The sequence below is a fragment of the Streptomyces sp. NBC_00207 genome, assembly GCF_045160965.1.
GTDB lineage: Bacteria > Actinomycetota > Actinomycetes > Streptomycetales > Streptomycetaceae > Streptomyces.
In genome coordinates, this window is record NZ_CP130715.1 from 936,715 (window position 1) to 956,386 (window position 19,672).

The following is a 19,672-nucleotide window of genomic DNA, read 5'->3' on the forward strand; positions in this document are numbered from 1 at the left end:
AGGTGCGGCCGGCATCACGACGGCTGCCACATCCGCTGCCCGGGCAGCGGATGCGCGTCACCTCCCGCGCCCCGCTCCCTTGCCGGGCGCGGGCTGCTGCCGGTGGGCGGAGACCTCGGCCCCGACGCCGGCCCCATCTGCCTGAGTTCTATCCGTAGGGGTGTTATTGGCGGTCCAGCCGGCGAGCACGCGCAGGGCGTTGTCCGACGGTGAGCCGGGCTCGACGGTGTAGAGGCCGAGGGTCTGGTCGGGATCGCCGATGGGGGTGAAGGCCTCGAAGCCGAGGGTGAGGTCTCCGGCGAAGGGGTGGTGGTAGCGCTTGGAGCCGTACTGGGGCCGGTACACGTCGTGCTCCGACCACCATCGGCGGAAGTCCCGGTCGCCGGCGGAGAGTTCGCCGACCAGTTGTGCCAGCTGCGGATCGCGCGGATGGTGGCTGGCGTACAGGCGGAGCATGCCGACGTTTTCGCGGGCGGTCTCGGGCCAGTCGACGTAGAGGTCGCGGGCCTCGGGGGCGAGGAACATGTAGCGGGCCATGTTCCGCTCGCCGACCGGCAGGCCCTCGAAGTCGCGGTAGAGGGCGCGGGTCAGGTGGTTGACGGCCAGGACGTCCAGGCGGTGCCCGAGCAGCAGGGCCGGGACGTCGGTGATGTTCTCCAGCACCCGCAGCAGCCCGGGGCGGGCGCGCTGGGCTGTGGGCGTATCCGTCTGCTGCCCGGTGGGGTCGGCCAGGGCGAACAGATGGTTACGTTCGATGTCGTTGAGTTGCAGTGCGTGAGCGACGGCGTTCAGGACGGCGGCGGAGGCGGATGTGGTGCGTCCGCGTTCGAGCCGTACGTAGTAGTCCACGCTGACTCCGGCCAGCTGGGCGACTTCCTCGCGCCGCAGGCCGGGCACCCGGCGCGCGCCCGGGTGCGGGGCGAGGCCGGCTTGTTCCGGGGTGATGCGGGCCCGGCGCGTGCGCAGGAAGTCCCGGATATCGGTCTCCGGCGCTGACTCATGGTTTCAGGCTAGCTCTGCCAGCCGGCCCCGCCCGATGTCAGTGGAAGGGGGTACTGCTGGACCCCCGGTAGGCCGAACCCCAGGACGAGGAGGGTTCTACCTGCGGTTCCGTCCGGCTGGTGCTCTGGATGTGTCGCCCGGCCACAAGGGCCGGCACACCACCCCAGGAAGAAGCGCAGCCATGAACACCACCCCGTCCACCCCCCGCAAGATCGTCCTGGTGACCGGCGCGTCCGGCGGAATCGGCGAGGCGACCGCCCGCCACCTCGCTGCCGAAGGCCATCACGTCGTCCTCGGCGCCCGGCGCACCGACCGCCTGGACGACCTGGTCACCGAGCTCACCGAGGCCGGCCACCGCGCCGAGTCCGCGCAGCTGGACGTGACCGATCGCGCCAGCGTGGAGGCCTTCGTCTCCGGCGCGCTGGAGCGCCACGGCCGCGTCGACGTGCTGGTCAACAACGCCGGCATCATGCCGCTGGGCTTCATGGAGGAGCTGCGCGTCGACGAATGGGACCAGATGATCGACGTGAACCTGCGTGGTGTGCTGTACGGCATCGCGGCGGTCCTGCCCACCATGGGTGAGCGCCGGTCCGGGCATATCATCAACGTCGCCTCGACCGGCGGGCACCGGGTGGACCCGACCGGGGTCGTGTACTGCGCGACGAAGTTCGCCGTACGTGCGGTCTCCGACGGCCTGCGCCAGGAGACCACCGACCTCCGCGTCACCGTCGTCAGTCCGGGCCTGACCAAGACCGAGCTGACCCACTCCGGCGGCAACGACGCGCAGCAGGACGCGGTGTGCTCCGCGCTCGACGCGGTCGGTATCGACGCCTCGGCCATCGCCCGGGCCATCGGCTACGCCATCGCCCAGCCGGATGACGTCAACGTCAACGAGGTCGTCGTCCAGGGCACGGCACAGCGCTGACGCCACGCCGGGCGGACCGTCTGCTCGCACCGCCACAGCCCCGGACCTGGCAGCGGCCACTACCGAACCAGCTCACCGGCTGAGCGGATTCGCTCCCGTGGCCATCGGCGGCACCTCGCCCCCACCACCAGCGCGAGGTGCCGCCGGCCACCGGGCCCGGCCGCCGGTGTCACCGGCTGATGCGGCGCTCCCGGCAACCACTCCCGTACTGGGCAACACCCCACAGCGACAAGAAGGATGTAGAGAGATGAACCAGCAGTTTGCAGGCGCCTCGGCACTCGTCACCGGCGGCGGCAGCGGCATCGGGCGGGCCTCCGCCCTGGCCCTGGCAGCCGAAGGGGCACTGGTGACGGTCGCGGGCCGCACCGCGGAAACGTTGAAGGAGACCGTCCGTCTGATCGAGGCCTCCGGCGGCTCGGCCCGCTACGTGGTGGCCGACATGACCGACGAGGCACAGGTGGAGAAGGCCGTCGATGCCGCCGTCGCGGACATCGGCCGCCTCGACATCGCTTTGAACAACGCCGGATACGACGGTGAGTACCAGCTCACCCTCGACTACTCCACCGGCATGCTCGACCGGATGATCGCCCTGAACGTGCGCGGTGTGTTCCTGTCGATGAAACACGAGCTCCGGCACATGACGGCGCAGGGCTCCGGCGCGATCGTGAACATGTCCTCGGGCGCCGGCCTGATCGGGGTCCCCGGCTTCTCCGGTTACGCGGCCACCAAGGCCGCCGAGATCGGCATGACCAAGAGCACGGCGGTCGAGGTGGCGCCCCACGGCATACGCGTCAACGCCGTGTGCCCCGGCCTGGTCGACACCCCCATGATCGCCGCCCTGGACGCGGACCAGCGCACGTCCCTTGACGCCGCCCACCCGCTGGGACGGATCGCCCGCGCAGAGGAGATCGCCGACGCCGTGGTCTGGCTCTCCTCCGACAAGGCCAGCTTCGTCACCGGCATCGCGCTCCCCGTCGACGGCGGATACTCCGTCCCCTAAACGACTGCCCGCCCCCGCACAAACGTCCCTTCGAGGACCCGGAGCTGTGCACGCACGGCACCGGCGCCGTTGACCCCCATCCCCAGGCGGTCAACGGCGCCGCCCGCTACCACCGGGCCACCTTCGCTCCCCACCGGGTGCGGCCGGTGGGCCGGCCCGGTCGCGTACTGCGGGAGGGGGCTGTTGCTGTCGACAGGGTGCTCAAGGCGTAAGCCGCGGCAGGCGCTGCCGGCCCATCTCCCCGGAGGGCGGCGGACGTGGATGGCACGCCGGTCCCACCACCGTCACACGGACAACAACCGAGCCGTTCATGCGGGCGCCCAGGATTCGTCTTTTGGATCTTCGTCGCGTTCCCGGGCGGGCGATTACAGTTCGCGCCGTGAACATACCCGACTGGTACGTCTGGATCGCTCTCGGTCTGGCCGTCCTGCAAGCCCTTGGCCTCGTTCCCATCGTCCGCCGGCTCCGCGGTCCCGACTCCGTGGTGCGCTCCACGGCACGTCTCGAACTGCTGGACACCGTCGCCGCCCTGATGCTCATCGGCGGCCTGCTGCTGAGTCTCACGGTGGCGAAATCCTGGTTCTGGCTCGCTGCCACCGGCTTCGCGCTCATGACCGCCGTCTACGCCGTGAAGGGCGTCCGCCGGCTCCGCTCCCGACGCGCTACCGCTTCGTGATCAAGGAGCCCCATCATGCCCGCACCACCGGCGCCGCGTCCGCGTCCACCGCGGCGAGGGGGTAGCCGACCACCGCTGGGGCCTCGCCGCCTGCCCTATTGAGGAAGCGGGTCGCCTTCCCCACAGAGCCACTACCAGCAGGAACAGCCGCCACGTGAACGGAACGGGACGGCTTGTCCAGGGGCGACAGGGGCCACCATCATTCGGCCATGAGGCCCGAAGTGCAGACGATCGCTGCCCGATCCATCGCCCCGGCCTCCGAGTGAGCGCGGTCCGGCCCCCACGATGAGGCGATACCGAAGGGTGCGACCATCGTCGGATGCGAGGGATCGATGAGCTGGTCAATGTGGACGATCCGGCGTGGCCGGAGCTTCAGGAGACTCTCAAGGCGAGCTCCGTGCCGGTTCGAGTGCTGCCCGGAGACGTCAACGAGGGCCGCCGATGCCTTCTGCAGATGCAGGTCAGCGCGCGATCGGTGCTGGGTGCACTGGCGTTGAACACTGGCGGATTGCTCGTGGACGACGGGTGGGTGCGGGTGTTCGGCGGGGGTTCGGGGTCGGTCGCGGATGGGCGACTCCCGAGTCTGGCGCAGGTCAACCGTTTCCCCACGGACTTCGCCCCTGGCTGGCATCCCGCGACAGGTCTTGTCGTCGGCCACGACATTGTCGGAGGGGTCTTCGCGTTGAACGGTGGCGATCCCGCCGCCGCGGGCCGCCCTGGGGCACCTGGCCAGATGACGTATTTCGCTCCCGACACTCTGGCGTGGGAGGCGATGGAGATGGGCCACTCCGCATGGGTCTCCTGGCTGCTCTCGGGCAGGCTGGAGACGTTCTATGACGGAATGCGCTGGCCCGGCTGGCGCGAGGAGACCGCGGCCCTGGCTTTCGGGCGTGGTCTTTCCGTGTATCCGTTCCTGTGGTCCGAGGAAGCTCACGCCGATCTCGCGGCCACGAGTCGGCGGCCTGTGCCGATGCGCGAGGTGCTAGGAGTCGCAGCGGACTTCGCCCGGCAGATGGGGCCGTCCGATCCTGGGTTCCTGGGCGACGTGTGACTGGCTTCGCTGACGGATCAGGGCTTCGTGCCAGGTGCCAGGGGGCGGGGGCTTCCTGACTCCCCTCGCGCGTCCTCTTCGCCGAGAGCGGTGTCTGGTTCAGATGTGGAGTGCGGGCTGTGTGGTGCGGCGGCGGGTCATTGCAAGCAGGGGCGAGAGGTAGAGGAAGAGAACGGAGAGGGTGAGACCGACGACACCGAGGAGGATGGTGGCGTACAGCCCGATGACCGTAGCCGTCACGCCGGCCAGCAGCGCGCCGAGCGGTGCAACGCTCCACTGGATCCAGCGAATGGAGGCCGTGACCCGCCCCAGCATGTGCTCGGGGCTCTCCAGTTGCCGATACGTCCGTTGGGCCGTGTTGTAGACCATGACGCCGAACAGCAGGATCACGTAGCAGCTGCAGACGATGACCTGTCCGCCGAGCCCGGGGTTGACGAGGAGTACGGGGAGCTGGCCGGGTCCGTCGAGGAGGGCGGTGACGAGCAGTACGCGGGGCATGCCGTAGCGGCGAACGATGCGGGGCGCGGCGAGTCCGCCGATGACGGCGCCGGCCGCACCGATGCCCAGGACCATGCCTGCCGCTGATGAGGACCAGCCCAGTTCGCGTACGACGTAGAGGAGCCAGACGGTGTTGCTCCAGGAGAGCAGCACGGCATTGGTGGCGTTGAAGCAGGCGATCGCGCGGAGGACGGGGTGGGCGAAGACGAACTTGAGACCTTCGACAATCTGGCGCCGGAAGGTTGTGCCGCTGCTCCGGTGATGGGTCGTCTCCTTGGTCCGGTCGAAGAGCAGCAGGACGAGGGCCAAGAGGTAGGAGAGCGAGTCGACGGCGATGGCGCGTGAGGCGCTGAGGAGTCCGACCAGGAATCCGCCCAGGCTGGGGCCGGAGAGCTGGGCGAAGCCGTCTGAGGCGCTGATCCGGCCGTTGGCGACCATGAGGTGGTCGCGGCCGACGACGACGGGCACATAGCTCTGATACGCCGCGTCGAAGACCACGGTGAACACGGCATTGAGGAACGCGATCAGGTAGAGCTGCCACATGCTCAGGACGTCGAGGACTGCGGCGACGGGGATGGTGGTCAGCAGCCCCGCCCGGCCGGCGTGACACAGCAGCATGAGTGGGCGTTTGGCCCTGCGGTCGACGAGGGCTCCGGCCGGGAGTCCGATGAGTACCGGGGGAAGCACAGCGACCGCAGCGAGGACGCCGAGTTGCAGGGGCGTGGCGTCCAGCTCCTGGATGGCGGCGAGCGGAAAGGCCAGTGTGGTCACCGCGGTGCCGAGCACGCTCACGGACTGGCCGGCCCACAGGAGCCGGAAGGGAGTGTTCTTCGCCAAGGGTATGGCTTCAGGTTGTGCGTCGCTCCGCAAGGAGTCCCCCGTTTCGATTCTGGCCCCGCACCCACCCGTAAGCCGCTACAGCAGACGGAATGTCGGGATCCGCATCTAGACGAGGACTGACTTGAAGTGCTGGGGGCGCGGGGGCGGCCGGTTCAGTCCGCAGCTGCGCAGGGCAGGACGTCGGCCGGAGAGGCCGGCCGTCGCCCGGTCCGACGACACCCTATCCACGGCTGCGAGACGCAACGCCCAGGGCCGATTTCCGTCCGTGGATTTTCACCTCTGCTACGACCACCCGCGGAAACGGCTGCGGAAAAGCGGCATCCTCCTGCAAATCGCGCCCCGCGCGTTGAGGGTTCGGAACATTTGATCCGATACCGGCCCCCCGCCCCACCGCGACACCAGGCAGAACCAGGGCCTCCACCCCTCTCAGCGGCGCCCACACCCTCGAAAACCTGTCCAGAACCACTCGGTCCACTCCACGGGGTGATGCCCCGCTGCCGCCGCTGCCGAGACGAACGGGCTTGCACAACATGTTCAACAGCCTGATCTGACAGCGCCGCTCCCCCACATCGAGACCGGTCAGACCCGCGACCACCGGGCTGCCTACCTCATCCGCACCACGCGCACATCGGGGACGAACGGACGGCGGGGCCAGTCACGGCCTTCAGCCCCCTAGTGCTCTGACCGGGAACGTTTACCGGGTTGGCGGCGGCGGGGCCGCCGCATGCGGTGGTGCGTGCGCGTCAGAGTGAGGGTGCGAGCAGGGTCAGCCGCAGGAGCACGGCCACGGCCAGCACCGCCGGAGCGGCGAACCATCCCCGGCCCACCCACTCGGCCTTCACGAAGACGCACGAGAGCAGTGCCGTCACCAGGGCCAGGGCGAAGCCCAGGCCCGCCGCGTACTTGGCGTGGGCGAGGCCCTCGGTGTCCCAGGGGCCGACCGGGCCCACCGCGTACGCCAAGAACGCAAGATAGCCGGTCACCAGGTTGCTCAGGGCGAGGACGAGTGTGCACGCGACGGTACCCACCAACCGGGGCGCGCGGCCGGCGGGGCGTTGCCGGGCCGGGTTCGTCGTCTCGTTCACCGGAGTGCTCCCCCGCGTCGTTCAGGTTGTTGTCGAACAGTCGACCGTACGCTTGCGCTCCGTCGCTTTCGTAGGAGGGGCCCCCGTTGTAGCGGGTGTCCCGAGTTCCCACATCTGCTCCCGCGTCATCTCGTGCGCGGGCACGTCGGCGAAGCCGCTCTCGGCCTTGTGCTGGGCCGGGTACGCCGATGCGCGTCGTCGCGGGGCTGTCCTCCCACTGCCGTACCGGTTCCGCCGCACGTGACGCCGGAGTCGTCGCGGCCTTCTCCCGGTCCGTGACCTCGGAGAGTCTCTTCTCGGTGTGCTTACCGCTCTTGAGGTGCCACTCGGCGGTGGCAACCGCGTCGGCCTACAGGGTGAGAGCCGACCCGGCGGTGCGGAGCGCGCCGGACAGGGCCCCTGCGAGGCTTCTGGTTTCGTCGAGCCGCTGGCGCAACGCTGATTCACCAGCGGCCTGCCACGGGGGGCGAGCTCTTCAAGCAAGTCGCCGACGGGGGCGCGACAGATCCCCGGCAAGGGGCGGGATGGGAAAGGCCGCACGGGCCCAGGTTGGCTCACGACTCACCCAACCCCTGCAGCCCCTCCTCGCCTCACTGGACGAGCACCTCCGTGTTCTGGCAGGCGACCAGGCGCCATTGCCCGTCCTCCTTGGCCATCACGTAGAGCGGGGTGCCCGCGTTCCCGATCGGCGCCCCTTCCAGCGTCCAGTACTGCGCGTGGGCCTTGACCGCGGCGACGTCGGGGCGGATGAACAGCACGTCCACCACCTCGTACGTGGCCGTCGAGTCCTTCATGGCGCCCGGAAGCACCTGGTGGGTGAAGGACGAGATCTCATGGCGACCGGTGAGGCGCTTGCCGTGGCCCGTCGTCCAGATCGCGTCGGCCCGGAACAGGCCGACGAACTCCTCGGGCAACTCGTTCTCCTGGGAATGCTCAAGCTTTGCGATCACCTGCTTGATCGCTTCAATCTCGGCTTCCTGCGTCTGCTGGTCAATGGTTGTCGTTTCCATACCGATCATCATGGAACCTCAACCAAACTTGAGATCAAGCCCCGAACGCACAGGTAATCGATCCCCAGCTCGCCACTAGCAGCTCATGCGTGAACCGTCGGGTGCCGCCTCGGCGGACCACGAGAACCAGGTACGGGCGTCCACGCCGAGCAGGGCCCCCGGGTCCGGCTTCACCCCGTAGACCTCACGGAGCAGTTCGGGCGAGTCGAAGGCGAGGGTGATGCTCGGCCGGTCGGCGGATTCGAAGCAGAAGACGGCGATCCGGCCGTCAGGCCCCGTGTCCAGGTCGTGCACTGGATGCCATCCCGCCGCCGACGCTTCCCGGCCGTAGTAGTCCAGTACGTCCTGCCTGGTCCCGCCGTACGCGTACAGCCGCTGCGCGGAGAGCCAGGCGCCCGCGGTGTCGTCGACGCAGGATGATCCGGCCCACGGACCACCGCCGACGGACACGGCCCCCTCCGGCCGCAGCGCCAGCGCGGGCAGCTCGTCGAGCTCGGCCACGGCCGGCTCGGTTCCCTCGCAGGTCTCGAATGGGGAGAGGAAGGAACATCCGCTCAGGCTGGTCCCGACGAGCAGGACCGCCAACAGCACCCGCACGGCAAGCATGTTCATGGCGAGATTATGGCCCCCGTCCAGCGAGGTCCGACGAGCGCGGGTCCCTGAGCACGGTGGTGGCTACGGTTTGCGCTCCGGCGACGAGCTTGTTCTTCAACCTTTCAATCGCTGTGGGGCGGTACGGGTCTTCTCCCGGCGGACTGTTTTGCCCACGTCGTAGCGGGGTGCCCGGTGTCTGTTCGGGGTCCCAGGGGTCCCAGGGGTGCCGCAGGTCGCGGGTGAGCGAGCGGGCGAGCCGGAGCTGGGTGTAGGCGGTGATGATCAGCCACGTCCACCGGTCCGCTGCCTCCGGTTCCCGTGGTTTGGGGCGGGTCCAGCCGAGGGCCTGCGCCAGGTCTCCGGATTGGCGAAGCGGAGCTCCGGCCCGCGCTTCGGCGGCCGGCCTCCCTGCGGGTCGTAGACCCGTGGCGGTTTCGGTAGCCGCATCACGCGGTCGCCGCGGAGGCGCCCGGCCAGCTCGACGGGCAGGTCCCGCAGGACCCACGCCAAGCGGGTGACGTCGTAACCGGCGTCGGTCACGATGACGATGTCGGGCTCGCCCGGCGCCCACGGGCCCGCCGCGACGAGTCGTTCGACGACGTCACGGAGTTCGGCTGCGGTCACCGCAGTGGCGTCGTCGGCCGGACCGCATCCAGGATCTGCGTCCAGGACGTGGCGCCCATCTCCAGCACGGCGACGAACGAGTAGGGCCGGCCGGGGATGAACTGTGAGGCGGTCTTCGCCGCCCGTAGACGTGGCAGAACAGCCGGTCCGGCGAGCACGGAGCGTTCGACCGCAGCCACCGTGACACGTCGACGGCCAGGACCGGGCGCCCGTCGGGGAACCGGGGCAGCGGCAGGCCGGCCAGCAGTGACCGCAGCCGGTCCACATCGATCCGCCCCTGGTTCAGGCCGGCGCGTACATCGCTCCGTGCCCGCGTCGATGTTCGGGCAGGAGCGTCAGCTCGACTGCCGAGTGCACCGCACCCGGCGCACACAGCACCACGTCCGCCAACTCGAACAGCTCGTCGCCTCGCACGGCCAGACACGCGTACAACTCGTCCCAGTTCGAGTCATTTTCGATGCCGGACCCCAAAGGGCAGGGTCAGGCTCCCTCGGGGGTGATCAGGCAGAAGGGATGGCCGACGGGGTCCGCGTAGACGCGGTAACCGATCGGCTTGTCCGAACCATCCAGCAGCGTCGCGCCGAGGGCGAGCACCTGTGCCTCAGCCGTATCGAGGTTCGTGACCATCACGTCGATGTGCATCTGCTGAGGACGCGCGGGATCCGTCCACCGCGGCGCGCGAAAGTCGTCTACCCGCTGGAAGAGGACCACCGGGGTGCCCGCCGCGTCCTGGAGCACTACGAAATCGCCGGTGTCGGCCTGCCGTGACAGCGACAGCAGCTTCTCGTAGAAACCGGCGAGTTCATCCGGGTCGGGACAGTCAATGACAACGGTATAAAGGCGTCCAATCATCCGGCTCACTCTGCCACTGGCCCGCGAGCGGGCCAGTGGCAGGGGCCCAGCGCATGGTTGATGAACAAGGTGTGAGGCTGGCGGCGAACTCGGGCGGCTGCGCCACGGTGAGGTGGCGCAGCCGACCGTCGTCCGTGCCGGCACTCTCTTGGCCTTCGCGCGGATCTGCGGCTGCCGCCCTTCCCGTATCTCTCCCAGGTCTGCCGCTCCCCCGCATCCGCCATCGCCGTGTCCGCCCGCCGGGCCTGCGCTGCCTCATGGTGCGCGGAGGCGCGCGGCCATGGCCGTCCGGCGACGTCTGTGTACCGGCTCAGCTCGGACACGACTGCCCTGCCGGGGCGCTGGCATCGGCGGGTGCGGGTGCGGGCACGACCGTACGGCGCGCCGCAGCACTGCAGGCCGCCACGACGCGGGTCTGTTCCAGGCGTGCCTTCGTCTCTCAAGACGACGAGTCGGGGAACACGGTCAGCCCGACTGCGGGTCGAAGCCGACGGCCGCCACGTGCCCGGCGACGGCGGCGGCAGGGGCGATAGCCGCCAACACTCCCGCAGGGATCCGCCGACGGCCGAGGGCTCCCGGGCCGCTCGATCGGGCCGTGCGGCCGATGAGCGTTCCCGGACGCCGGTCTGACGGGCGGATCAGCGCAGTCCGGCGAAGAGGTCGTTCTCCGGTACGGCCGCGCCGGTGGTGTCCTTGACACGTACGAACGTCTCCGTGCCCATCAACTCGCCGAACCTCTCCTTGCCCATCTTGAGGAAGAAGATGTTCTCGCCCTGACTGGCGTGCGCGGCCAGCGCGTCGAACTTCTGACCGCTGAACTCGGTGGCGTCGACCCACGTGGTGATCTCATCGTCGGGCAGGCCGATCTCGGCCATCGCGGCGGCCTCGGCGGGATCCGGCTCCGGCATGTCCTCATGAAACTCGCGCATGATCTCGCCGAACCGCTTCATCCCCGAGCGGGGCATCGTCGTCCAGTACACCTTCGGTGTCAGCGCGGTCATCTCCAGCGCGGCCATCGTGATGCGGTGGGCCTGGATGTGGTCGGGGTGGCCGTAGAAGCCGTTCTCGTCGTAAGTGACGACCACATCGGGTCGGTAGTGCCTCATGAGTTCTGCAAGTCGGGCGGCGCCTTCCTCCACGGGGGTCTGCCAGAAGGATCCGGGGGCGTCGTTGCTCGGCCAGCCCATCATTCCGGAGTCGGCATAGTCCAGCATCTCCAGATCGCTGACCTTCAGAACGTCACAGCTCGCCTCGAGTTCTTGACGGCGCATCAAGGTGATGGCCGCCGGATCGTGCCCGGGATCGCCCGGCTTGACACCCCCCGGTCCGTCACCGCAACGGCCGTCGGTACACGTCACGAGAACCGTGCGGATGCCTTCCGCCGCGTACCGCGCGAGGACCCCTCCGGTTCCGGTGGCCTCGTCGTCGGGGTGGGCGTGCACTGCCATGAGCGTCAAGGGCCGGTCAGTCACGAAACAATCCTCCTGCAGAAGTACTTCTTGGTCCGAGGGCGCGGCGGGTGTGCCGCGATGCTGGGGGCCCGGGTTTCGGTGGGGCGGACGGCCTTGGGGTCTCCGTGTCCCCCGCCCGTGGCGCCGGTCCCTCGGTCAATGCAACCGCGCCGACCGGACCGGCTGTTCCCGACGCGGCCGCTCGGCCTTCCAGGACGTATGCGTGGGACCCCCTCGAAGCGTCGATGAAAACGGTCTGCCTCTCGGTCGAAGTCGTGGCGGGCTGGCCGTTGTGACCCTTCGAAGGGGCGATGACGACGGACCATCGGGATGGGCTGGGGTCTGCCACGGCACGGGCCCATCCCCGCGTCCGCGGGGGTGGGCACGCGTCGAGCCGTTGCTGCCGGACCGGACGGGGTGGGCGGTGGCGTGATCGTCGGCAGGTGATCGACGCGATCGCGTTCAAGTACCGCACCGGCACGCCATTGTTGGACCTGCCCGAGCACTTCGGGTCGCGGGGCCCTGCCCGACCGAGCCGACGCCGAAGGCGACCTCGACCCGGCGTCGCCGTCGACTCCACCATCGTCCGCGCCCACCAGCACGTCGCCAGGGCCGGAATTCGCGCTACCTCGCGGAGGCTCCCTCCACTCGCTCTGCCGGATTGGTACAGGCCCCCAGGGGGATCGGCTGCGAGCACCCGCAGGTGCAAACGGCGAATGCGCAGGACACGGACGCCGAGGACAAGAAGACGGCAGACTGGGGCCCATGGACTCAGGACTCGCCGCGCTGCTGGGCGCCGCCGTCGGTTCCGCCACCACCCTCGGGGCCGCGATCGTCAACGGCCGTGCTCAGGCACGGTCCCAGCACGCGCAATGGAGCCGCCAGCATCGCCGCGACGCGTACGCCCGCTACCTCAGCGCCCTCCATGACCGCGACATCGCCATGGACGCCGTCCTCGTCGCGCTGCGTTCGGACCAACCCGACCTCCCCGATATCGACGAGAAGACAGCCCGCTTCATCACCCTGGCCCGCGAGGTGCATCGCGCCGTCGAGGTCGTCATCCTCGAAGGGCCGGCTCCCCTCGCGGAAGTCGCGGAACGCGTTACCGACGCCTCCAGCGACCTCTCACACGTCATGCGACGGATGGCCGACAACGCCCGCGCGGGAGACACGACCCGCAAGGCCGAAGACATCGCCCTCGCCGCCGAACGAGAGCGAACCCTCTACCAAGCGGTCAAGGACTTCCGCCTGGCGGCCCGCGGCGCCATCGGCAGAACCAGCTGACCCGGGGATCCTCGGCCCCGCCCCAGACTGTCGGTGCAGCACGCCGGTGAATCCCGGCCCCGGCGCAGCGGGACGGTCCGGCGCCGGACGAGTCGGCCGCCTTGCAGGCGAACCCGCTTGGTTGGGTGTCCACGGAAAATGACCGGCTGCGACCGGTCGGCGTATGCCAGACTTGCCGGCGTGTCGGATGATGATCTTGAGATGCGCGATGACGATGCATCTGCAGCAGAGCGCTGTTGGCTCGAAGCCGACCCGCTGATCCTTACCAATCAAACGCTCCCTGCCCTGGTGAGGATCCGGGAAGCCTTCCACGTCAACATCCGCGACGCACTGGAACTGCTGAACGAGCGGTACGACAAGCTTCAGCGCGAGCAGCCGGAGAACTTCGAGTCAGACCCCTGGGCGTACTACCGCGGCGCCTAGTGCACGCGAGTGCGTGGAGCAGCACCGGATGGTGTAGCTCGTTGCCGTCACCGGGTCTGACCGCGGAGGGCTCGCCGGCTTACTGGAAGGAGGATGGCGGTGCACAACATGCCCTGGGTACACGTCGTTCCCGAGCAAGGCGCCCTGCCCGTCGATCTGCTGCTGACCGGCAGGACATACGTGGCACGGCTCGACGGGCGGCAGATGTGCGACACGGACGCCGTCTTCCAGCAGTTCTACGACGGGCTACGGCTGCCCGACTACTTCGGGTGGAACTGGAATGCGCTCCACGACTGTCTCGGTGATCTGGCGTGGCTGCCAGCGGACCAGTACGTGCTGATCGTCGAAGCCGCGGACGCGGCACTGCCCGACGACCCCGCCACACGGCGGCAGCTCTTCCGGACCCTGCTGCGGGCAGGGCGGCGATGGTCCTCCGTCAAGCGGCCCGAGGGCATCGACCTGAGCAGGCTGCTGGTCGTCATGTCCTGCGACGCGGCATCCGTTGCGGACGTGCGGGAACAGGTGCGGTCGTGCTGGGAAGAGACCGTCTCGTCAGCCGACTCGTCAGCCGTCTCATCTCCCGTTTCGTCAGCCGTCTCGTCAACCGCCTCGCCATAGGAACGGCTTCGTCCCGCGACGGCGATGTCAGTGGGCGCCCCTAGCGTTCGGGCATGATCTTCACCGCCACTCAGGACACCCTCCCGCCCGTTCCGCCTGCGCAGCGGCTCGATGCAGCGCCCTCCGGGCTCGCCGAGACCGTCGAGCTGACGGCCGCCCATCTCGACTCGCACGCCCACACCGTGGCGGTGTTCGAACGCATCCTCGACGGACTGGTACGGCAGGCGCACCGCGCCCGCCACCCGCTCGCGGAGGCCCTGTCCACGGCGCTGGGGCACCGCTACCCCGAGGAGGAGACCGAGGCGAACCGGCTCACCCCGGTGGACGTGGTGGTGGCCTCGCTGTTGTGGCGGGTGGCGGGGTACAGCCTCAAGCCCGAGTACGTACGCCGGGAGCGCGGGCACGAGGAGTGCGCGCAGGGCGGGCTCGAGCTGGTGATGAAGGCGCGGGTGCGCGAGATCGGGTACGCGCTGCGGTCCGGCACACCCCAGCCCTTCCTGCTGGCCACCCCCACCTGGGACACGGGTGCGCTGGAGGCGGCCGAGCTCGTGGAACGACTCGTGGAGTACCGGCGGTTGGGCGTCCGTCCCGGGCCCGCCGACTTCGGGCAGGCCCTACTGCGCGTACGGCGGGACGATCCGGCGGCCCCGGCGGCCGCCGCGGCCGCGGAGCGGCTCGGGACCTCCGAGGGCGATCGGCTCGCCGCCTGGCTCGGCCCGGACGGTGAACCGGGCACGCCGCGCCGCCGGGTCGTCATGCCCGATCCGGGGGCGCACCGGGCCTGGTCGCGGACCGGAGCGGCCGTACCGCAAGTCGCCTTCCTGAGCGGTGAACGGCCGGCCCTGCGCTGGGAGTTCCCGGATGCGTTCCAGTGGCTGAACCGCCCCCACGAAGGCTTCACCCAGTGCTACCACTGGGCCGGCGGGCATGCCGTGCGGGCTTCGGTCCTGCCCGAGGACCGGGACACCCAGGCCTCATGGCTGCTGCCGGGCGTGACGCTGGCCGCGACGGTCGGCGACCACGGCGGCGCCTGGATGCTGCCGCACCTCGCCCTGCTGGGCGGGCCCGCGGGAACCGGGCTGCACTCCGCCATTGCGGCGGGGCTGGGCGGGCGGTACCCGGACGGCCGCCGCCCGGCGGTGGAGGCCCTGCTGGTGCTGGCGGGCCGGGGCGAGCTGGACGCCCCGCTGCTGGGGCGCGAGCTGGCTTCGATGGTGACCCTGGGCACGGTCAAGCCCAACCGGCTTGCGGACGCGGCCCGTACAGCTGCGGCGGCGGGCGCGTACGCCACGGTGTGGGCCGTCCTCGCCGAGGTCCTGCCGGCCCTCCTGCCTTCGGTACGGGGTGCGGGCGAGGTGCTGGCCGTCGCCGCCGAGTGCGTGGAGCGCTCCGGGGCCTCGGGCCCGGCGCCGGCAGAGGTGGCGGCAGCGGCGGCCCGTACCGGGTCGTCCCGGCTGGTCAGCGAAGCCCGCCGGCTGACCTCGGCGCTCTCCGGCCGCTGATCCGCCCCACGATCACCGTGGCACCGATCACCGTGGGACCGATCCCCGACGGCGGGGCGGGGCGCGCGCGCTGACGCTTCCTCACGGGTCGTGACGAAGGGAATTCAGCAGGTAGCAATTAGGTGAATTCCTGACTGAATTCCCGTCAACAAGCGTCCGCTTCATATCTCGATTTGATAACAACCCTCCCCTGATGGCCTGGACCATTGCAGCGCAACGCGCGTAACTGCCCTCGTTTTATTGAGAGTTGACTGTTCGTCAAATCAGGTCGACAGGTAACGGAATGATTTCTCGAAGCGGACTCCCGTTTGTCCGAATTCTCCGCGGCATTCGTCTGGCAGGCTTCCGCGAACCCAGTCTTCCGACAACGATTTGAGGTGCCCATGACAGGACGACGCAGACGTCGCGCCGCCGCCGACCACCGCCGCAAACCGCGGAGGTTGATACTCATCACCGCCGCCACGGCAACGGCGGCGGTGATCGCCGCAGGCATCGCCTACTCCGGGATCGGCGACGGCGCCCAGGCGGCGGCTCCCGTACAGGCCGCGGAGGCCGCCGCACCGGCCGCCGCCCCCGCCCGGGACCAGGAGCCCGAGCCGATCGCCGCCGCGCCCGCCAACGAGAACGCGCGCGGCATGGTCTACGACGGCCTCCAGGCCGCGCCGAAGGGCGACCGGTGCGTGGGTGTGTACCGCACCGACACCGGCCTGTGCACGCACGGCCCCGACGCCCCGCCCAAGGGCGTCGACATCACGAAGGAGATCGCCCCGGCCGTCAAGGAGACGGCTCCGGCGGCCGATCCCTCCCGCCCCGCCGCCGAGGACCCCGCCTCCAAGGAAGGTGGCGGGCGTCCTCAGGACGCGCCCGCCGCCGACGCCGCGGCGACCAAGGCGACCGCGCCCGAACCGGCCGCCGCCGGCGGCAGCCAGGCCGTCGCCGCGGGCCCCGCGGGCCAGACCGTCCAGTGCGACGGCGACGGCAGCACCGGCAACCGCGTACAGGTCGTGTACGTCCACGCCCCCGGCAAGGACCGCTACTCCGAGTACGTCGCCTCGTTCCGCAAGTGGGCGGCCGACGCCGACCTCATCTACTCGGCGAGCGCCCAGGAGACCGGCGGCGTACGCCACATCCGCTACGTCACGGCCGCGGACTGCACCCCCACGGTGCTCAACATCGAGCTCCCGGCCTCGGCCCTGTCCGAGTTCAGCGCGACCAACAACGCGCTCGCCGGCAAGGGCCTCGACCGCCGCGACCGCAAGTACATGATCTTCGCGGACACCCAGGTCTACTGCGGCATCGGCACCTTCGCGGGCGACGAGCGGCCCGGCCAGGCCAACCAGAGCAACTTCGGCCCGTCCTACGGGCGTACGGACTCCGGCTGCTGGGGCGGTCACACCGCCGCGCACGAGCTCGGGCACAACCTGGGCGCGGTCAACAACAGCGCCCCGAACACCAGCCGCGGCGCCCACTGCACCGACGAGTACGACGTCATGTGCTACTCGGACACCCCGTACTACCCGCAGATGCGCAACATCTGCACCAACCAGGCGTCCGAGAACATCCTGGACTGCAACCACGACGACTACTTCCACACCAGCCCCAAGGCCGGAAGCTACCTGGCCACGCACTGGAACATCGCCGACAACCAGTTCCTGATGCGCTCGAAGGGCGGTAACGGCACCGACCCGGGTCCGAACCCGAACCCGACGCCGACCCCGACGAAGAAGCCGACGCCCACGCCGACGAAGAAGCCCGGCGGCGGCCCGGCCGCGACGGCGGCCCAGATCCAGTCCGACTCCGTCGTGGTGAGCTGGCCCAAGGTCGAGGGTGCGTCCTGGTACCAGGTCCTCCTGAACGGCAAGCACCTGACCTGGGTCCAGTCGCAGGCGCTGCGCATCTACAACCTCCAGCCCAACACGTCGTACACGGTCACCGTCTCCGTCCGCGACAGCTCCGGCCGTGACAGCGGCCCCGGCAAGGCCGCGTCCTTCAAGACGCCGGGAGCGGGCGGCGGGGCGACCAACCCGGGCAGCAAGTACACGCTCGGCAACGGCAGCACCGGCATGGCCGCCGAGGTGTGGGGCGGCCGCACCGCCGACGGCACGGTGCTCGTCGGCGGCCGCGCCAACGGGTACGCCCAGCAGCAGTGGTTCTTCGACGACGCCGGCAACGGCCAGGTCCGCATGCGGTCCGCGGTCTCCGGCAAGTGCCTGCAGCCGGGCGGATCGCCCTCCGCGGGCATGTGGGTCGCGCAGCAGCCCTGCGACAAGGGCAACGGCGCGCAGGCCTGGAAGCTGACCTCCCGCGGTGGCGCGGTCACCGTCACCGACCCGAGCGGCGGCTTCGCCCTCACCGTCAGCAACCGCCCCTACTACGGGAACTGGCTGCTCGACCTCCAGCGTGCGGACGGCCGCGCGGCTCAGGCCTGGACCCTCCAGAAGGCCGGCTGAGCACTGCCGCGACACGATGCCACGGCGCCCCGGGCCCTTGCGGCCCCGGCGCGCCGTGGCGCCCTGACGCCGTGAAACCGCCCCGGCGGACGGCCGCCCCGCGCGGCCGTCCGCCGGTCCCCCTCATCTCGACCGGAGCACCCCGACGATGCGCATACGAATCGCTTTCTCGGCCGTCCTGACCGCACTCGGCCTCATGCTGCTGACCCCTGTTGCGGCCCACGCCCACGGAGACACCGTGAAGGTGGTGGTGACCGGGCAGCGGACGGGCCACGTCACCGCCGACATCACCTGGGAGAACGACGGGGACGCCGTCGACGAGACGGTCGCCGCCACCGTGAACGCGATCAGCGTCGACGGGTCCCGCACCATGGGGCCCTGGCGCCTGGTCCGCGACCCCGCCGCGGCGCCTGCCGGCTGGACCACGGCCGAGACCCTGCCGCCGGGTTCCTGGAAGGTGAGCGTCGACGTGGGGTTCCCGGCCCTCGGACACGGCGACCTCGAAGTCGCCGTCCCCGTGGTGGACCCGGCCCCGGGCACCGGCGCGCCGACCGCCTCCGCCCCGGCTCCGGGCACGCCGACCACCGCACAGCCCTCGGCCGGCACCCCGTCGGCCGGCGCCCCGTCGGCCGGTCCGCCCTCGGCCGCCGCTCCGGCCGCGTCCACGGCTCAGGTTCCGGCCGCCGAAACCGAGGGGTACGCCGTCTGGTGGACCACGGCGGGTGTGGCGGCGACCGCCCTGGCCGGGGCGGCCGTCGGTCTCTTCCTGCGCCGCCGCCGGATGCGCCGCCGGCTGGGATAGCGGAACCGTCGGCTACGCCGTGGTGTGCCGGAGCTCGGCCGCCACGGCCCCGACGAAACGTTCCAGCCCCTGCGGGTTGATCCGTAGGAACAGATTCGGCTCGATGAGTTCCAGCTCCATGACCACCGGTTCCCTGGCCTCGTCCAGCGCCAGGTCCACTCGGGCGAACAGCAGCTCGCCCGGTGCGGGAACCGCCGCGAGGGCCGCCCGCGCCGTCCTGATCTCCGCCTCGGTGGGCTGGTACGGGGCCGCCCCGGGGTGCGGCACCCGGAAGTTGTCCGTCACCCCGGCCTCGGTCAGCACCGGCTGCTTGCGGATCGCGTGGCTGAAGGTGCCGCAGAAGAAGACCAGGGCGCGTTCCCCCTCCTCCACGAGGCGCAGGTACGGCTGGACCATCGCGGTACGGCCCTGGTCCAGCAGCATCCGGGCGTGGCGCACGGCGTCCGCCCGCCGGCCGGGCTCGTACCGGGCGGTGTCGCGCGCGCCCGAGGAGACCGTGGGTTTGACCACCACTCCGTGAGGCCCGTCGAAGTCCTCCTCGTCGCAGTGCCCGCCCGGTTCGACGAAGCGGGTCGGCACCACCGGGACCCCGCGTTCGGCGAGTTCCCTCAGATAGCGCTTGTCGCTGTTCCAGCGCACCAGCGGCGCCGGGTTCCACAGCCGGGTGACCCGGGCCGTCGCGTCGGCCCACGCCAGGAACTCCTCGAGGCGTCCCACGTAGTCCCAGGTCGACCGGATGACCGCCAGGTCGAAGCCGTCCCACTCCTTCGGGTCCGCGTCCCAGGCCACGGCTTCCGCGGACATGCCTGCGGCGCCCAGGGCCGCCAGGATCAGCGGGAGGTCCACGTCCTGATCGACGCCGTCGCCGCTCGTCACGATCGCGATCCTTGCCGTACTCACTCGGCTCTCCCCTCGTCACGTCCGCGATCACTCTTCCATGCGCGATCCGCCTGCGGGAGGGAACCCGGCGGGTGGCTCGTGCGTC

The 19,672-nt window shown here is 70.3% G+C and carries 18 protein-coding genes and 1 pseudogene; 10 read left to right on the forward strand and 9 right to left on the reverse strand.

The genetic code is table 11. The features are described from left to right. Positions 1 to 57 precede the first annotated feature (57 nt). Positions 58 to 978, reverse strand: a complete 921-nt coding sequence (locus tag OG472_RS04830) for a helix-turn-helix domain-containing protein (RefSeq protein ID WP_405943140.1) — start codon at positions 976 to 978, stop codon at positions 58 to 60. Between the two features lie 205 nt (positions 979 to 1,183). On the opposite strand from OG472_RS04830, the gene OG472_RS04835 reads away from it, so the two are divergent. The 4 genes from OG472_RS04835 to OG472_RS04850 all read left to right on the forward strand — a co-directional run bounded on the left by OG472_RS04835 (position 1,184) and on the right by OG472_RS04850 (position 4,654). Continuing rightward, positions 1,184 to 1,927, forward strand: a complete 744-nt coding sequence (locus tag OG472_RS04835) for an SDR family oxidoreductase (protein ID WP_405940975.1) — start codon at positions 1,184 to 1,186, stop codon at positions 1,925 to 1,927. 247 nt (positions 1,928 to 2,174) lie between these two features. Continuing rightward, the gene (locus OG472_RS04840; RefSeq protein WP_405940976.1) at positions 2,175 to 2,927 is read left to right on the forward strand and encodes an SDR family NAD(P)-dependent oxidoreductase; all 753 of its coding nucleotides are present in this window, start codon (positions 2,175 to 2,177) and stop codon (positions 2,925 to 2,927) included. Between the two features lie 379 nt (positions 2,928 to 3,306). Next, positions 3,307 to 3,603 (forward strand): hypothetical protein, encoded by a 297-nt coding sequence (locus OG472_RS04845; RefSeq protein ID WP_405940977.1) that lies wholly within the window; start codon positions 3,307 to 3,309, stop codon positions 3,601 to 3,603. 319 nt (positions 3,604 to 3,922) lie between these two features. After that, a complete protein-coding gene (locus tag OG472_RS04850; protein WP_405828005.1) occupies positions 3,923 to 4,654 on the forward strand; it encodes a DUF2625 domain-containing protein in 732 nt (243 codons plus the stop codon). A gap of 99 nt (positions 4,655 to 4,753) precedes the next feature. On the opposite strand, the gene OG472_RS04855 is transcribed toward OG472_RS04850, so the two are convergent. The 7 genes and pseudogenes from OG472_RS04855 to OG472_RS04885 all read right to left on the reverse strand — a co-directional run bounded on the left by OG472_RS04855 (position 4,754) and on the right by OG472_RS04885 (position 11,629). Continuing rightward, the gene (locus tag OG472_RS04855) at positions 4,754 to 5,989 is read right to left on the reverse strand and encodes an MFS transporter (RefSeq protein ID WP_405940978.1); all 1,236 of its coding nucleotides are present in this window, start codon (positions 5,987 to 5,989) and stop codon (positions 4,754 to 4,756) included. A 746-nt stretch (positions 5,990 to 6,735) separates the two neighbouring features. Beyond that, positions 6,736 to 7,077, reverse strand: a complete 342-nt coding sequence (locus tag OG472_RS04860; RefSeq protein WP_405940979.1) for a hypothetical protein — start codon at positions 7,075 to 7,077, stop codon at positions 6,736 to 6,738. Positions 7,078 to 7,667: 590 nt separating this feature from the next. Continuing rightward, positions 7,668 to 8,087, reverse strand: coding sequence for an SgcJ/EcaC family oxidoreductase (locus tag OG472_RS04865; protein ID WP_405940980.1), 420 nt, complete (start codon positions 8,085 to 8,087; stop codon positions 7,668 to 7,670). A gap of 75 nt (positions 8,088 to 8,162) precedes the next feature. Beyond that, positions 8,163 to 8,699: a hypothetical protein gene (locus OG472_RS04870; RefSeq protein WP_401603008.1), complete on the reverse strand. Its 537-nt coding sequence runs from the start codon at positions 8,697 to 8,699 to the stop codon at positions 8,163 to 8,165. A 264-nt stretch (positions 8,700 to 8,963) separates the two neighbouring features. Beyond that, positions 8,964 to 9,729: pseudogene (locus OG472_RS04875) on the reverse strand (transposase). A gap of 56 nt (positions 9,730 to 9,785) precedes the next feature. Further along, positions 9,786 to 10,157, reverse strand: a complete 372-nt coding sequence (locus OG472_RS04880) for a VOC family protein (protein WP_401603010.1) — start codon at positions 10,155 to 10,157, stop codon at positions 9,786 to 9,788. Between the two features lie 638 nt (positions 10,158 to 10,795). Beyond that, entirely contained in the window at positions 10,796 to 11,629 is an 834-nt protein-coding gene (locus tag OG472_RS04885) for a PIG-L family deacetylase (protein ID WP_405940981.1), read from the reverse strand. Positions 11,630 to 12,373: 744 nt separating this feature from the next. Between OG472_RS04885 and OG472_RS04890 the strand changes: the two genes are divergently transcribed. The 6 genes from OG472_RS04890 to OG472_RS04915 all read left to right on the forward strand — a co-directional run bounded on the left by OG472_RS04890 (position 12,374) and on the right by OG472_RS04915 (position 18,687). After that, positions 12,374 to 12,892, forward strand: a complete 519-nt coding sequence (locus OG472_RS04890) for a proline dehydrogenase (RefSeq protein ID WP_401603013.1) — start codon at positions 12,374 to 12,376, stop codon at positions 12,890 to 12,892. A 180-nt stretch (positions 12,893 to 13,072) separates the two neighbouring features. After that, positions 13,073 to 13,315: a hypothetical protein gene (locus OG472_RS04895; protein ID WP_405940982.1), complete on the forward strand. Its 243-nt coding sequence runs from the start codon at positions 13,073 to 13,075 to the stop codon at positions 13,313 to 13,315. A gap of 108 nt (positions 13,316 to 13,423) precedes the next feature. Next, positions 13,424 to 13,933, forward strand: a complete 510-nt coding sequence (locus tag OG472_RS04900) for a barstar family protein (RefSeq protein WP_405828029.1) — start codon at positions 13,424 to 13,426, stop codon at positions 13,931 to 13,933. A gap of 53 nt (positions 13,934 to 13,986) precedes the next feature. Beyond that, on the forward strand, positions 13,987 to 15,435 hold the full coding sequence (locus OG472_RS04905; protein WP_405940983.1) for a DUF6493 family protein: 1,449 nt from the start codon (positions 13,987 to 13,989) through the stop codon (positions 15,433 to 15,435). A gap of 383 nt (positions 15,436 to 15,818) precedes the next feature. Next, positions 15,819 to 17,885, forward strand: coding sequence for an RICIN domain-containing protein (locus OG472_RS04910; protein ID WP_401603020.1), 2,067 nt, complete (start codon positions 15,819 to 15,821; stop codon positions 17,883 to 17,885). 148 nt (positions 17,886 to 18,033) lie between these two features. Further along, positions 18,034 to 18,687 carry a hypothetical protein gene (locus OG472_RS04915; RefSeq protein ID WP_405828033.1) on the forward strand — a complete coding sequence of 218 codons (654 nt, stop codon included), beginning with the start codon at positions 18,034 to 18,036 and terminating at the stop codon, positions 18,685 to 18,687. A gap of 12 nt (positions 18,688 to 18,699) precedes the next feature. Here the strand turns inward: OG472_RS04915 and OG472_RS04920 are convergent, their stop codons facing one another. Then, positions 18,700 to 19,587, reverse strand: coding sequence for a RimK family alpha-L-glutamate ligase (locus tag OG472_RS04920; RefSeq protein WP_405828035.1), 888 nt, complete (start codon positions 19,585 to 19,587; stop codon positions 18,700 to 18,702). Positions 19,588 to 19,672 lie beyond the last annotated feature (85 nt).

Excerpts from the sequence above, each read along its gene's own strand:
- OG472_RS04890 (WP_401603013.1), top strand. The coding sequence starts at position 12,374 with ATGGACTCAGGACTCGCCGCGCTGCTGGGCGCCGCCGTCGGTTCCGCC.
- OG472_RS04835 (WP_405940975.1), top strand. The coding sequence starts at position 1,184 with ATGAACACCACCCCGTCCACCCCCCGCAAGATCGTCCTGGTGACCGGC.
- OG472_RS04870 (WP_401603008.1), bottom strand. The coding sequence starts at position 8,699 with ATGAACATGCTTGCCGTGCGGGTGCTGTTGGCGGTCCTGCTCGTCGGG.
- OG472_RS04865 (WP_405940980.1), bottom strand. The coding sequence starts at position 8,087 with ATGGAAACGACAACCATTGACCAGCAGACGCAGGAAGCCGAGATTGAA.
- OG472_RS04905 (WP_405940983.1), top strand. The coding sequence starts at position 13,987 with ATGATCTTCACCGCCACTCAGGACACCCTCCCGCCCGTTCCGCCTGCG.
- OG472_RS04910 (WP_401603020.1), top strand. The coding sequence starts at position 15,819 with ATGACAGGACGACGCAGACGTCGCGCCGCCGCCGACCACCGCCGCAAA.
- OG472_RS04900 (WP_405828029.1), top strand. The coding sequence starts at position 13,424 with ATGCCCTGGGTACACGTCGTTCCCGAGCAAGGCGCCCTGCCCGTCGAT.
- OG472_RS04840 (WP_405940976.1), top strand. The coding sequence starts at position 2,175 with ATGAACCAGCAGTTTGCAGGCGCCTCGGCACTCGTCACCGGCGGCGGC.
- OG472_RS04915 (WP_405828033.1), top strand. The coding sequence starts at position 18,034 with ATGCGCATACGAATCGCTTTCTCGGCCGTCCTGACCGCACTCGGCCTC.
- OG472_RS04850 (WP_405828005.1), top strand. The coding sequence starts at position 3,923 with ATGCGAGGGATCGATGAGCTGGTCAATGTGGACGATCCGGCGTGGCCG.
- OG472_RS04880 (WP_401603010.1), bottom strand. The coding sequence starts at position 10,157 with ATGATTGGACGCCTTTATACCGTTGTCATTGACTGTCCCGACCCGGAT.